Consider the following 13,621-nt stretch of genomic DNA (forward strand, 5'->3'; position numbering starts at 1 on the left):
GGGAATGTCAGGCGACGTTGAGCGGGATTTTCAGGTACCGGGTCCCGTTCGATTCAGGCTCGGGAAAATGCCCGGCGCGCATGTTGACCTGCACCGAGGGCAGGATCAGCGTCGGCATTTCCAGTGAGGCATCGCGTTTGGTGCGCATCGCCACGAACTCTTCTTCGCTGATGCCATTGCGCACATGCACGTTGTGCGCGCGCTGTTCGGCCACGGTGCTGACGAACTGCACCTCGCGGCCACCCGGCTGGTAGTCGTGGCACAGGTACAGCAGCGTATCGGCCGGCAGGCTCAGCACCTTGTTGATGGACTGGAACAGCGTGCGCGCATTGCCACCGGGGAAATCGCAGCGGGCGGTGCCGTAGTCGGGCATGAACAGCGTATCGCCGACGAAGGCCGCCATTTCGTTGCCATTGCTGATCAGGTACGACATACAGGCCGGCGTATGGCCGGGTGTATGCAGCGTGGTGCAGTGCAGCGTGCCGATGCTGAACGACTCGTCGTTCACGAACAGGTGGTCGAACTGACTGCCATCGCGGGGCATTTCGCTGCCGGTGTTGAACAGTGTGCCGAACACTTCCTGCACCGTCGAAATCTGGCTGCCGATGCCGATTTTCCCGCCGAGCTTTTCCTTCAGGTAGGGCGCGGCGGTCAGGTGGTCGGCGTGGACGTGGGTTTCGAGAATCCACTCGACCTTGGCATTCAGCTCGTTCACCCGTGCGATCAAGCGATCGGCGGACGTGGTGGTGGTGTGACCGGACTTAGGGTCGTAATCCAATACGCTGTCGATGATCGCGCAGTGAAGGGTGGCCTCATCCAGCACCAGGTAGCTGACGGTGTGGGTAGCAGCATCGAAGAAGCCTTCGACGTGAAGTTTGACGCGCATGAAACTGTCTCCTTATAGGGGGGCTTTTTTAGCGAGCCGCTCAGACTAAAGACTGACAGTGCAATAAGTTTGCCAGGCCGTGGTTTTTCCCCGGTAGCCTAATATCCAATTGATTTTATTGGGCTTTGTGTTTGTGTATGGGGGTATTCAGGCCTGCATCGAGTGGACGTCTCTGCCATTGGCAGTGCCTGTTGACAGAGGTGGCAGTGCCACAACAGGATGGAGCGATGGATTCCAGGAGCCATGATGAAGACTTTCTTGCCGACCCCAACCAACGCTGTCCCACACCCGGATCAAGTGCAGTCGCTTGTTTCGTTTCTGGAGCACGAACCCAATCCGATGATCGTTCTCGATCCGAACTACAACATCCTGGCGGCCAACACCGCCTATCAGCGCCAGTTCGGTAGCGCTGACAAACCGTTTATCGGGCATAAGTGTTATCAGATCTCACATCACTACGACGTCCCTTGTGACCAGGCCGGTGAGAATTGTCCGATGAAAAAGGCCCAGGAAATGCGCGGGCCGGATCGGGTCCTGCACATCCACCACACGCCGCGGGGGCCTGAGCATGTCGACGTCGAGTTGCGGCCGATCCTCGATGAGCACGGTGCGATTACCGCCTATGTGGAGCGCCTGACCCTGGTGCGCAGCGCCTCGGCGCGTCCGAGCGACGAAGGCCTGGTCGGCTCTTCGCCGGCCTTCAACCTCGCCCTGGCAGAGCTGCAGCGCGTGGCGCCGTCCATGTTGCCGGTGCTGCTGCTGGGCGAGTCAGGCACCGGCAAGGAGCTGTTCGCGCGGGCCGTGCATGAAACCAGCGAGCGCGCCGATGGGCCGTTTGTGGTGGTGGATTGCTCGGGCTTGACCGAGACACTCTTTGAGAGCGAGCTGTTCGGCCATGAAAAAGGCGCCTTCACCGGCGCCATCACACGCAAGCCCGGCCTGGTCGAGACGGCCCAGGGCGGCACCTTGTTCCTCGATGAGATTGGCGATGTGCCGCTGGCCATGCAGGTCAAACTGTTGCGCCTGATCGAATCGGGCACCTACCGCCGGGTCGGCAGCGTCGAGACCTTCCACGCCAATTTCAGATTGATTGCCGCCACCCACAAGCCGCTGGAAAAAATGATGGAAAAAGGTGAGTTCAGGCAAGACCTGTACTACCGCATCAGCGCGTTCCCCATCCACTTGCCGCCCTTGCGCAATCGGGTCGAAGACATTGCCCTGCTGGTGAATTCATTCCTGCAGCGTCGCGGTGCCGGCAGGCGGCGGCTGACCATCGATGCCCAAGCCCTGGCTGCCCTGGAACAGCACTCATGGCCTGGCAATGTCCGTGAGTTACGCAATGTCCTGGAAAGAGCGAGTCTGTTCGCTGACGATGGGGTCATCCGCGCCATCCATTTACCCCAGGTTTTCGTAGCGCCGCCCCCTCAGGCGGCGGCGTCGACGCCGCTCGACGACAGCTCGCTGGCGCAAACACTGGCGACATTCAAAGGCACCCGCAGCGAGCTGGCCAAATACCTGGGAATCAGCGACCGGACCTTGTACCGCCGCCTGAAAGAACAAGGCCTGGCCTAGCCCTCTACGACTGCCAGTGACTGCCACGCTGCCAGAGGTGGCAGCGTATTAACCAGCCAAAACTCCCCGCGCCCTCTCCCTTGTTTTAGTAACTGTCTGTTTTATAACGATATTAAAACATCCCCTGGGTTTGGCATGCCCTGTGCTAACTACAAGGCATGACCATTTCCGACAAACGCCTACTACGCCAACTGATTACAGCGGTGCTGATCAAGCTCCTGCTGTTGAGCGTGCTGTGGTGGCTGTTCATCCGGGATTCGCACGTCAGTGTCGACCCGAACATCGTCGGCAACCGTTTCGGTGTACCCACCTCGACTCAAGGGGCAAGCAAGTGATATCAGAACAACTGGTGGATTTGTCACGGCTGCAGTTCGCAGCTACTGCGCTTTACCACTTTCTATTCGTACCGCTGACGGTTGGCATGGTCTGGCTGCTCGTCATCATGGAAAGCGTCTATGTGATGACCGGGAATGTCATCTGGAAGGACATGACGCGCTTCTGGGGCAAGTTATTCGGCATTAACTTCGCCCTGGGGGTGACAACCGGTATCACCATGGAATTCCAGTTCGGTACCAACTGGGCGTACTACTCCCACTACGTGGGCGACATCTTCGGTGCGCCGCTGGCCATCGAAGGCTTGATGGCGTTCTTCCTCGAATCGACCATGATCGGTCTGTTCTTCTTTGGCTGGGATCGCCTGAAGAAAGAGCACCACTTGCTGGTCACGCTGCTGATGGCCGTGGGTACCAACCTGTCGGCGCTGTGGATTCTGATCGCCAATGGCTGGATGCAGAACCCGGTGGGCTCGGAATTCAGCTACATCACCATGCGCATGGAGATGGTCGATTTCTGGGCGGTGGTGTTCAACCCGGTCGCCCAGGCCAAGTTTGTGCACACGGTGTCGGCCGGTTATGTCACCGGTTCGATGTTCGTGCTGTCGATTTCCAGCTGGTACCTGCTCAAGCGTCGTGATGTCGAGTTTGCCAAACGCAGCTTCCGGGTGGCGGCGGCGTTCGGCCTGGCGTCGGTGCTGAGCGTGATCGTGCTGGGGGATGAATCGGGTTACACCGTGGGTGAGGCGCAGCAAACCAAGCTGGCGGCCATGGAAGCCATGTGGGAAACCAAACCCGCGCCGGCGGGCCTGACCTTGCTGGCCAGCATCAACGAAGCCGAGTCCAAGAATAACTGGGAAGTCGATGTGCCCTGGGTGATGGGCCTGATCGGCACACGCTCGATCAGCAAGCAGATCCCAGGCATTCACGACATCAAAGCGAAAAACCGCGCGCGCATCCTGCGTGGCATTACCGCCGTCAATGCGCTGGAAGCCCTGCGGGCCGATCGCAACGACAAGGCCGCGTTCGAGACCTTTGAAGCGTACAAGACAGACCTCGGTTTTGGCCTGCTGCTGAAAAAGTACGTTGAAGACGTCAACCAGGCCACGCCGGAGATCATCGACAAAGCGGTGAACGATACCGTACCGCACGTGACCCCGATGTTCTGGTCGTTCCGGGTCATGGTCGCGATGGGCTTCGCCATGCTCCTGCTGTTCGGTCTGGCTTTCTGGAGCACCTTGCAGTCGGCCTGCACACGCCGCCGCTGGCTGCTGCGTTGGGCCCTGTGCATGCTGCCTGCGCCTTGGCTGGCCTGTGAGTTGGGCTGGTTCGTCGCTGAATATGGCCGTCAACCCTGGACCATCTACGGCGTGTTGCCCACTCACATGAGTGTTTCCACCCTTAGCGTCAATAACATCTATGGCTCGCTGGCAGGATTCGTCGGTTTCTACACCGTGCTGCTGGTGGTTGAAATGTTCCTGATGGTCAAGTTCGCCCGCCAGGGGCCGGGCAGCCTCGGAACCGGCCGTTATGCCCACGATGCCAACATGAAGGAACTCCACCATGTTTGATTACGTCACCCTGAAACTTATCTGGTGGGCACTGGTCGGCGTACTGCTGATCGGCTTCGCCATCATGGACGGCCACGACATGGGCGTCGGCACCTTGCTGCCCTTCGTCGGCCGCTCGGACGTGGAACGCCGCGTCGCGATCAACACCGTGGGGCCGCACTGGGACGGCAACCAGGTGTGGTTCATCACCGCAGGCGGGGCGTTGTTCGCCGCGTGGCCGGTGGTGTACGCCACCGCGTTCAGCGGGTTCTATTGGGCGATGATTCTGGTCCTGTGGGCGCTGTTCTTCCGCCCGGTGGGGTTTGACTATCGCAGCAAGATTCACAATGCCAAATGGCGCAGCACCTGGGACTGGGGCCTGTTCATCGGCGGCGCCGTACCGCCGCTTGTGTTCGGCATCGCGTTCGGCAACCTGCTGCAAGGCGTACCGTTCCACTTCAGTAACATGCTGGTGTCGACATACACCGGGAGTTTCTGGCAACTGCTGAACCCCTTCGCGCTGCTGACCGGTGTGGTGAGCAGTGCAATGATCACCCTGCAAGGCGGTACCTACCTGGCGCACCGCACTGAAGGCGTGATCCAGGCTCGCGCCATCAAGGGCGGGGTTGGCGCGGCGCTGGTGCTGATGTGCACATTCGTCATTGCCGGGGTGTGGTTGCAGTCGATCGACGGCTATCGCATTACCTCGGTGGTGGACATCGCCGGGCTGCCGGACATTCTCAACAAGACCGTGGTACGCGAAGCCGGCGCCTGGATGGCCAACTATGGTCATTATCCAGCGCTGTGGCTGCTGCCTGCGCTGGGCCTGGCGGGCGCCGCCGGTGCCGCATTGTTGATGCTGATGCGCCGTACGCTGGCTGCGTTTGTCGCCTCGTCGCTGGCAGTGGTCGGGGTGATCAGCACCGCTGGTGTGTCGATGTTCCCGTTCGTCATGCCGTCGTCCACCGTACCGGCGGCAAGCCTGACCGTGTGGGACAGCGTGGCCAGTCATCTGAGCCTGGCGATCATGTTCTGGGCCACGTTGATCTTCATGCCGCTGATCGTGATCTACACCTCGTGGGCCTATCGCGTCATGCGCGGCAAGGTCACCGTGGCACACATCAAAGCCAACGAACACTCGGCCTACTAACGCCCTCAGAGGAGCAAGGACTATGTGGTATTTCGCCTGGATGCTGGGAGTCGGTTTTGCGCTGCTGCTGGCGATATTGAATGCGATGTGGGGCGAGACCGAAGCCGGTCGCGCCCAGGGCGATCGCGACGAGACACAGCCATGATGTCGCGTGTCGCCGACGACGCTCCGGCGTCCTCACGCCTTCACCCGCTGAGCCTGTTTATCGCGATCGCGATCATGCTCGTGTGTACGCTCTATCCGCCGCTGATGGCGTCCCCGGACGGGAAAGCCGATCACGGGCTGGCAACGGCCTTGTTCGTGGCGATGAGTGTGGCGTTTGTGCGCGGTGTCGGGTTCGTGCCGCGCGCGCGGGTGTGGCGCTGGCTGTTCTCGGGCTGGACCTGCTTTGCCGCACTCGCATTGGCGGGCGTGTTGAAGTTCCCACTGTAAGTACAGACGATTCCGGTGCCGCGTGGGCGTCTCTTCGCGGCGCCGGGATCGTCGATTCACGCCGTTTTGGTCAGGTCTGCGGCGGGATGCATCGCACGAGCCTGCGCCTAAATCAACGCCTGCGCTTGCGCAAGCGTGACGCGCGGGATGACGCTCGCCGGAATTCTTGAACAGTCGGATAAGTTGTAGACCCGGAAGTCGTCGCCGATGATCTTCTGCGCCATCAGCTCCAACGATGGAAGTATGCGAGTGTGGTCGTGCTGATCGAGTCCGCAGGGTGAGTTTTTGGACTCGTGATTTTCATAGAATCGTCCCGAGTTCTCGTGCAGATCCACCCCCACCAGAAACACCTTGGACAACCCGTAGAGCTGCCCGCTGGGACAACGACCGCAAGTGCGCGCGTGGTGTTCCCGCAGTGCGACTCTTTGGCTGATCGCCATGGCGCAGTCGAACAAATGCGGCTGCTGTTCGGAAAAACTTCTATCCGAGCAGACATAAAAAAACGGTTTTACCCCGGTGTTCAAAAATATCGAAATAGCGCCGTTCATCGTGATCATCGGAACGTGCGCGAATCGTTCGAGGGGGAACGATGTTGCCGACAGGCCGGAAGCAAGAATAAACACCGCGCCTGATTCGAGATTCCGACAGCTACCAAAGTCGTGCACGGTCAACTCGCGTTGCCTTGAAGGACATCTGTTTCATTCGCCCCCCCCTCGTTCAGCTAAATGAAAACATATACACCTCAGACGACCCGGGGTCTTCAGACGCGTTCCTTTATAAGAAATAATTCATAAACGGATGTCAGATGAGTTCCCTGCAGGGTGTCGGAGTCGTCTCGGTTTAGCGGCGAGGTCAAGCGCCATGACCGGCTGAAGCACTCAGAACGTCTGCCCCATGGAAAACTGGAATATTTGCTTCTCCGCGTTCTCGGGCGTGCGAATCGGATAGGCCAGGTTGAAACTCAGCGGCCCCAGCGGGCTGTACCACGTCACCCCGACCCCCACCGAACTGGCCATCTGGCTCAGGTCCACACCGTCGCAGCCTTGGGTGGTGGTCAGGTAGCACTTGTCCGAATACACCGAACCCACATCCCAGAACACCGAGGTGCGCACGGATTTGTTGTCCTTGATGAACGGTACGGGGAACAAGTACTCCGCGCCGCCTGTAATCAGGATATTGCCGCCCAGCGCGTCCGTGTCCCGGTCCGAATAGTACGCCTGGCCTTCGCTGGCATACGCGCCGGTTGCCGGCGTGCTGCGTGGGCCGAGGGTGCCGCTTTTAAACCCGCGCACCGTGCCTTCGCCGCCCGCCGTATAGCTTTCATAGAAGGGCAAGCCGTCCGTGGAGCCATAGCCATTGCCGTAACCGAGCTTGGTGTGCAAACGCAGGGCTGTGTCGTTGCTGATCGGCAGGAAGGTTTGCCCGGTGTAGTCGATCTTGTAGAAGCTCAGGTCACTGCCCGGCACCGTCACCATCAGGTTGAGGTTTTGCGAATGCCCGCGCGTCGCCAGGACGCCTTTGTTCAGGGTCGATTCCGACCAGCCGAGGTTGGCCTTGAAGTTGGTGAACTCTTTGCCTTCACGCTCGATGAAATCGTAGATCTCGTCGGCGCTGTAGGTGCCTGGCTCGATGCTGTCGTGTTGCGCGGTGAGGCCGAAGGTCAGGCGCGAGGTCTCGTTGATCGGGTAGCCGAAGGTGGTGCCCAGGCCAAAACTGTTGATGGCGTAATAGGACACGCCGTCATCGTAGTACTTGTTGTAGTCGGTCTTGCTGTAGAACGCGTTGTAGCCCAGGCTCACGCCGTCGGTGGTGAAGTAGGGGTCGGTGAAACCGATGTTGTACTTGCTCTGGTAGGACGAGCGGGTCAGGCCCAGGCTGGCGTAGTTACCGGTGCCGAGAAAGTTGTTCTGGGTAATCGAGCCGCCGAGGATCAGGCCCGAGCTCTGGGCGAAGCCGATGCTGGCGGTGATCGAGCCCGAGGCTTGTTCTTCCACGGTGTAGTTCACGTCCAACTGGTCATCCACCCCGGCCACCGCCGGCGTCTCGACGTTGACCTCCTTGAAGTACCCCAGGCGTTCCAGGCGCACCTTGGATTGGTCGATCAGGTAGGTCGACGCCCAGCCGCCTTCCATCTGGCGCATTTCGCGACGTAGCACCTTGTCGTCGGTCTTGGTATTGCCGCGGAAGTTGATGCGATTGACATAAGCACGCTTGCCGGGGTCGACGCTGAAAATAATCTCGACCGTGTGGTCCGCGTCATACACCTGGGGCGTGCCGTTGACGTTGGCGAACGTATAGCCTTCGTTACCCAGGCGACGGGTGATCAGCTCCGAGGTGGTGGTCATCAGTTTGCGCGAAAACACTTGGCCCTTTTGCACCAGCAAGAGTGACTGGACCTGGTCCTGGGGGACTTTCAGCTCGCCACTGAGCTTGACGTCGCGCACCGTGTATTTCTGGCCTTCCTGGATGTTCACGGTGATATAGACGTGTTTTTTGTCCGGGGTCATCGAGACCTGGGTCGAGGTGATGTCCATGTTGATGTAGCCACGGTCCAGGTAATAGGAGCGCAGCCGTTCGAGGTCGCCGGAGAGTTTCTCCCGCGCGTATTTATCGTCGTTCTTGAAAAAGGACAGCCAGTTGCTGGTCTTGAGCGTGAACTGGTCGGTCAACGCCTCGTCGGGGAACACCGTATTGCCTACCACGTTGATGTGCTGGATCGACGCCACTTGGCCTTCATCGATCTTGATCTTCACGCCGACCCGATTGCGCGGCTGGGCCACGACCTCGGTTTCAACCGACGCCGAGTAACGGCCCTGGGCAACGTACTGGCGCTGCAACTCGTTGCGCACGCCTTCGAGGGTAGCGCGCTGGAAGATCTCGCCTTCGGCCAGGCCCGATTGCTTCATGCCTTTCATCAAGTCGTCGGTGGAGATCGCCTTGTTGCCCTCGAACTCGATACTGGCAACCGAAGGGCGTTCGACTACATTGATAATCAGCACGTCGCCTTCGCGGCTCAACTGGATGTCCTGGAAAAAACCGGTTTTGAACAATGCGCGAGTAGAATCCACCAGGCGTCGGTCATCGGCTTCGTCGCCGACGTTCAGCGGCAATGCGCCGAACACGCTGCCCGCCGAGACCCGTTGCAGGCCATTGATTCGAATATCCGAGATTTTGAAGCCTTGGGCGAGGGCCAGTGAGGCATTGAGCAGTAGCGCAACCGAGCAGAGCAGGCGCGAAAAATTCATCAAGATCTTTTCCAGAACACATCGACAAGCAGCGCCGGCGCGCTTGGATCACTCGCCGACCGGTGAATAGCCAGCATAAGAGCGCGCGGCGTTTGATGCGGTTAACTGAATGTCAAGTTAGGTAAAGGTTGGCCTGGAAACCGGCGGCAAGCCTGATAATGCGTACCCCCTCACTGACGAGCCCACGATGATCTGTGTACTGTTGGTCGACGACGACCAGGAATTGACCGAAATGCTGAGCCAGTACCTGGCGCGCGAAGGCTTCGAGGCCACGGCCGTGCACACGGGCGAGGAGGGCGAGGTCGAGGCGCTGTCGGGGCGCTACAGCATTGTGGTGCTGGACGTGATGCTGCCCCAGCGTTCGGGTATCGAGGTGCTGCGCCGTATCCGCGCGGTCAGCCAGGTGCCCGTGTTACTGCTGACTGCCCGTGGCGATAACATCGACCGCATCACCGGCCTGGAACTGGGCGCCGATGATTACGTGCCCAAGCCCAGCTCCCCCGGCGAGTTGGTGGCACGCTTGCGCGCGATCATGCGCAGGGTGCAGCCGGCGGGCCAGCCGACTAGCGAGGTGATCAAGAGCGGCGCGCTGGTGTTATGGCCCGGCAGGCGCCAGGCGCAGTGGAACGGTATCGAGTTGTGCGTGACCAGCACCGAATTCAGCCTGCTCGAAGCACTGGCCCGCAGCGCCGGCCAGGTGGTGAGCAAGAAGGATCTGTCCCTCAATGCCCTGGGCTGCCCGCTGACACGCTATGACCGGCGCATCGACGTGCACATCAGCAGCATCCGGCAAAAGCTGGGGCCGCGCCCGGACGCCAAGGCCTGGATCCAGAGCGTGCGCGGCCTGGGTTACCTGTTGATCGCTGAATGATCAAGCCCAGCCTGTTGTTCTGGAAACTGTTCCTGGCCTTCTGGCTGGCGACCACTTCAACGTTTTTCGTCGGCGTCGGTGTGCTGGAACTGACCCGCTTTCACCCCGTCGATCCGTATGTGGAAGCCATTCTGGCGGCGGAAGCCCGGTTGCTGGAGCACTTCGGTGTCGAGACGGCGAACCAGTTTCTCACCGTATGGGAGCGTCCGCCGGATGAGAATATCGGCATCTATGACAGCCAGGGGCACTTGATGGCGGGGGCGCCCGTCCCGCAACCGGAGTATGAACAGGCGGTCACCAGCAAGGAGGGCCTGGCGCTGACGATCAAGTCCACCCACGCCCCCGGCAACGACGCGGGCAGACCATTGACCCAGATCCCACTGCTCATCGGCACGCTGATGAGCGCGCTGTTCAGCGGCTACATGGCGTACTATCTGGCCTGGCCCCTGGCCCATCTGCGCCGGGCCATGAGCGATGTGGCCCAGGGGCGCTTCGAAACCCGGGTCAAGCCCTCCATGGGCAAGCGCCGCGATGAAATCGTCGACCTGGCCGAAGACTGCGACCGCATGGCCAACCAACTCAAGGTGCTGGTGCAAGCCCAGCAGCATCTGCTGCACGACATCTCCCATGAACTGCGCTCGCCGCTCACGCGCATGCAAGCGGCCATCGGCCTGTTGCGCCAGGACGCCGCGCGCCTGGAAATGCTCGAACGCATCGAGCACGAATCCGAACGCATGGACACCCTGATCGAAGCGCTGCTGACCCTGGCCCGTCTGCAAGGCCGGCCCGAAAGCATCGAGCGCGAGCCCGTGGACATCACCGAGTTGCTGGCGATGATTGTCGAAGACGCGCAGTTCGAGGCCGGGATCAAAGGCTGTCGCGTGCACCTGCAGGCGTGCCCGCCGTTTATCGCGTGTGTCAGCGGCGAGTTGCTCTACCGCTGCTTCGAGAATGTGATCCGCAACGCCGTGCGCTACACCCGACCGGACACCACGGTGCGGGTGTCGGCGCATATCAACCACGACGGGAACCGCCTCACGGTGCGCATCACCGACCACGGGCCGGGGGTCGACGATGAGCGCTTGCACAGCATTTTCGAGCCGTTCGAGCGGGGTACGGGAGATGCCAGCGTCGGCTTCGGCCTGGGCTTGGCCATTGCCTCGCGGGCGGTGCAGATGCACGGCGGCAGCATCGCGGCCCGCAACGAAGCGGGCGGCGGGCTGACCGTGGAGATCAACCTGCACAGCGCGCGATCTTTACACGACATTACATTGGCTTGACCGCCCTGTACGTCGCTGCTCATTAGACTTGTCGCCATTGATTGAGTGGAGGTGGCGATGTTTCAGGTGCATAAAAAGGGCTTTGTGCCCGGCAGGAAAATGGTCGATGGTCTGGTGCCGTACGACTTTTTTTGCGAAGACAGCCCGGCGATCAATCTCTTCGTGTTCACCGGCGCCGCCACGCCGGACGCCACGGTCGAGGAGCAGACGCTGTGGGGCTTCACCCGGCTGGAGCGGTTCGAGGCGATGAGCAACGCACTGGTGAGCAACAAACAGCACGCTGGCTGGTTTCAAAGCGTCAACGTGTTGACCGGACCCAACCAGAACGGCACGCAAAGCGTGAAATTCCAGCGCGTGCTGAAAATCATCAAGCACGCCAGCGCCACGCGCAAAGCCGACTACGAGATCCTCACCGACGAAGGCGACACTTACTTCACCCGGCCGACCGTGGCGCCGGGCAGTGCGCAGACGGTCATCTATTCGGCCGAGTCATCCGCTCGGAGCGTGTGATTATTTGCGCAACCTGGCGAGCGCAAGGCTCGCCTGTTCACCCCTTCATGCGTGTTACCGCTGCCCACCGATGGTGCGGTTTGAGCCATTTGGTAGCAAATCCCCCCGTCCTTCCCCCGGTCGCCTGCCGACACGTTCTCGCCGATTTCATCTGAATCAATCACTTGGCACTGCGCTCAAGGCGTTGGCACGCATCCTGCTTTTATGTATCCGTGGATAATTGGATACAAAAATTCAAAAGGTGCCGCCGATGCAATTTGCCCGCGCTTACGTTGATCGTCAGCCGCTGACCGCCGAGGAAGAGGCTTATAACTTCCTGCTCGAAGCCATTTGTCGTGGCCGCTACTGCAAGGGCGACCGGCTGATCGCCGAAGACATCGCCAGCGAGATCGGCATGAGCCGCATGCCCGTGCGCGAGGCATTCCGGCGCCTGGATGCCCAGGGCCTGGTGACCCTGCGCCCCAATCGCGGGGCCATCGTCAGTGGCCTGGATATCGACGAACTGCACGAGGTGTTCGAGATGCGCAGCGCCCTCGAAGGCCTGGCAGTGCGTGTGGCGGTCGGTCGTATCGGTGAGCGCCAGCTCGCGGCGCTGGAGCGCCTGCTGGATGAGATGGATGACTACCGCGACGAGAGCGCCGCATGGGTCGGCCGGCACCGTGCGTTCCATGAATACCTGTGCAGCCTCAGCGGTCGGCCGCGCTTGATGAAGCAGATTTCGGCGCTGTACTCGCTGGTCGAGGCGCCCATGCGCCTGTGGTTGCAGCACGGCGAAAAACCCCTCAGCGCACGCCAGGAACACGCGGTGATCCTCGACGCGATTCGCGCCGGTGATGCCGCGCGCGCCGAAGCCGTGGTGCGTGAACACATCGAAGGCACGGTGCCGGCGCTGATTCAATTCCTGCAAAACCAACAATAAAAAAGCTGTCGTGTTTTGACGTTGATTCCTGCCCCCGTTATTCAACGAATTGGAGTGTCTGGTCATGCATAAACGCCGCGCCTTGCTGATGGCTGTCTCCCTCGGCCTCTGTACCCAATGGACGTTTGCTGCGCCCCAGGTGCCGGAGCGCCTGCAGAAAGTCGATAAGCTCACGTACTGCTCGGGGATGGATTCACCGCCCCTGGTATCCTTCGACGAAGCGCAGAAACCGCGCGGGCTCACCGTCGACCTGGGCCTGGAAATCGCCAAGCGCCTGGGCGACAAACAGGTGCAATGGCGGGTGATTCCATTCTCCGGTTTAGTGCCGGCGCTGCTCGCCCAGCAGTGCGACATGATCGTCGACCAGTTGTTCGACAAGCCCGAGCGGCGCCAAGTGATCGACATCGTCAACTACATGTACTCCAGCCAGTCGGTGGTGGTGCCCAAGGGCAACCCCAAGGGCATCAAGGCACTGGATGACCTGTCCGGGCACAAGGTCGCGGTGCTCAACGGCTCCACCATCAAGACCCTGTTGGACGCGCAAAACGACAGCCTGGCGCAAGCCGGCAAGCCACCGATGAAGCTGGTGGTCTACAACACCGACACCGACGCGTTCCAGGCCCTGCGCATCCGCCAGGTCGACGCCTATGGCACCACCGTGGAAACCGCCGGCTACTACGCGGCGATGGCCCCGGAGCTGTTCCAGGAAGGCGTGCCGGCATTCAGCCGCATCCTCACCGGCCTGGGCATGCGCAAGGACGATCCGCAATTGACCGCCGCAGTGCAGCAGATCATCAGCGACATGCGCAGTGACGGCAGCTACACGCAGTTGCTCAACAAGTGGCATGTCAGCAGCGACACACTCGACTGAGGC

At 60.6% G+C, this 13,621-nt stretch carries 14 protein-coding genes; 11 read left to right on the plus strand and 3 right to left on the minus strand.

Annotated features, from left to right (window positions below; genetic code table 11):
- Positions 1-7 precede the first annotated feature (7 nt).
- Positions 8-886, minus strand: a complete 879-nt coding sequence (locus ACLH0J_RS15175) for an MBL fold metallo-hydrolase (RefSeq protein ID WP_411392627.1) — start codon at positions 884-886, stop codon at positions 8-10.
- Between the two features lie 246 nt (positions 887-1,132).
- On the opposite strand from ACLH0J_RS15175, the gene ACLH0J_RS15180 reads away from it, so the two are divergent.
- The 6 genes from ACLH0J_RS15180 (at position 1,133) to ACLH0J_RS15205 (ending at position 5,922) form a co-directional block, all read left to right on the plus strand.
- On the plus strand, positions 1,133-2,458 hold the full coding sequence (locus ACLH0J_RS15180) for a sigma-54 interaction domain-containing protein (protein ID WP_411392628.1): 1,326 nt from the start codon (positions 1,133-1,135) through the stop codon (positions 2,456-2,458).
- A 158-nt stretch (positions 2,459-2,616) separates the two neighbouring features.
- Positions 2,617-2,793 (plus strand): cytochrome oxidase putative small subunit CydP, encoded by a 177-nt coding sequence (gene cydP, locus ACLH0J_RS15185; RefSeq protein ID WP_010565775.1) that lies wholly within the window; start codon positions 2,617-2,619, stop codon positions 2,791-2,793.
- Complete coding sequence (locus ACLH0J_RS15190) at positions 2,790-4,361, plus strand: cytochrome ubiquinol oxidase subunit I (RefSeq protein ID WP_411392629.1); 1,572 nt, start codon at positions 2,790-2,792, stop codon at positions 4,359-4,361. Before cydP ends, ACLH0J_RS15190 begins: the two co-directional genes overlap by 4 nt.
- Positions 4,354-5,490: a cytochrome d ubiquinol oxidase subunit II gene (cydB, locus tag ACLH0J_RS15195; RefSeq protein ID WP_010565773.1), complete on the plus strand. Its 1,137-nt coding sequence runs from the start codon at positions 4,354-4,356 to the stop codon at positions 5,488-5,490. The genes ACLH0J_RS15190 and cydB overlap by 8 nt, the downstream gene beginning before the upstream one ends.
- A 22-nt stretch (positions 5,491-5,512) precedes the next feature.
- The gene (gene cydX / locus ACLH0J_RS15200; protein WP_411392630.1) at positions 5,513-5,635 is read left to right on the plus strand and encodes a cytochrome bd-I oxidase subunit CydX; all 123 of its coding nucleotides are present in this window, start codon (positions 5,513-5,515) and stop codon (positions 5,633-5,635) included.
- Positions 5,632-5,922 carry a cyd operon YbgE family protein gene (locus ACLH0J_RS15205; protein ID WP_411392631.1) on the plus strand — a complete coding sequence of 97 codons (291 nt, stop codon included), beginning with the start codon at positions 5,632-5,634 and terminating at the stop codon, positions 5,920-5,922. The genes cydX and ACLH0J_RS15205 overlap by 4 nt, the downstream gene beginning before the upstream one ends.
- 107 nt (positions 5,923-6,029) lie before the next feature.
- On the opposite strand, the gene ACLH0J_RS15210 is transcribed toward ACLH0J_RS15205, so the two are convergent.
- A complete protein-coding gene (locus tag ACLH0J_RS15210) occupies positions 6,030-6,587 on the minus strand; it encodes a hypothetical protein (RefSeq protein WP_411392829.1) in 558 nt (185 codons plus the stop codon).
- A 213-nt stretch (positions 6,588-6,800) separates the two neighbouring features.
- Positions 6,801-9,167, minus strand: a complete 2,367-nt coding sequence (gene bamA / locus ACLH0J_RS15215) for an outer membrane protein assembly factor BamA (RefSeq protein ID WP_411392632.1) — start codon at positions 9,165-9,167, stop codon at positions 6,801-6,803.
- Between the two features lie 187 nt (positions 9,168-9,354).
- Here bamA and ACLH0J_RS15220 point away from each other — a divergent pair, with 187 nt between their 5' ends.
- From ACLH0J_RS15220 to ACLH0J_RS15240, 5 genes are all read left to right on the plus strand, one after another.
- A complete protein-coding gene (locus ACLH0J_RS15220; RefSeq protein WP_411392633.1) occupies positions 9,355-10,038 on the plus strand; it encodes a response regulator in 684 nt (227 codons plus the stop codon).
- On the plus strand, positions 10,035-11,318 hold the full coding sequence (locus tag ACLH0J_RS15225) for an ATP-binding protein (RefSeq protein WP_411392634.1): 1,284 nt from the start codon (positions 10,035-10,037) through the stop codon (positions 11,316-11,318). The genes ACLH0J_RS15220 and ACLH0J_RS15225 overlap by 4 nt, the downstream gene beginning before the upstream one ends.
- A 57-nt stretch (positions 11,319-11,375) precedes the next feature.
- Positions 11,376-11,828, plus strand: a complete 453-nt coding sequence (locus tag ACLH0J_RS15230; RefSeq protein ID WP_411392635.1) for a hypothetical protein — start codon at positions 11,376-11,378, stop codon at positions 11,826-11,828.
- Positions 11,829-12,078: 250 nt separating this feature from the next.
- Positions 12,079-12,747, plus strand: a complete 669-nt coding sequence (locus tag ACLH0J_RS15235) for a GntR family transcriptional regulator (protein ID WP_321847959.1) — start codon at positions 12,079-12,081, stop codon at positions 12,745-12,747.
- A gap of 64 nt (positions 12,748-12,811) precedes the next feature.
- A complete protein-coding gene (locus ACLH0J_RS15240) occupies positions 12,812-13,618 on the plus strand; it encodes an ABC transporter substrate-binding protein (RefSeq protein WP_411392636.1) in 807 nt (268 codons plus the stop codon).
- The last annotated feature ends 3 nt before the right edge of the window (positions 13,619-13,621 follow it).

The organism is Pseudomonas sp. MPB23, from assembly GCF_046605395.1.
In the GTDB taxonomy this organism is placed as follows: Bacteria; Pseudomonadota; Gammaproteobacteria; order Pseudomonadales; family Pseudomonadaceae; genus Aquipseudomonas.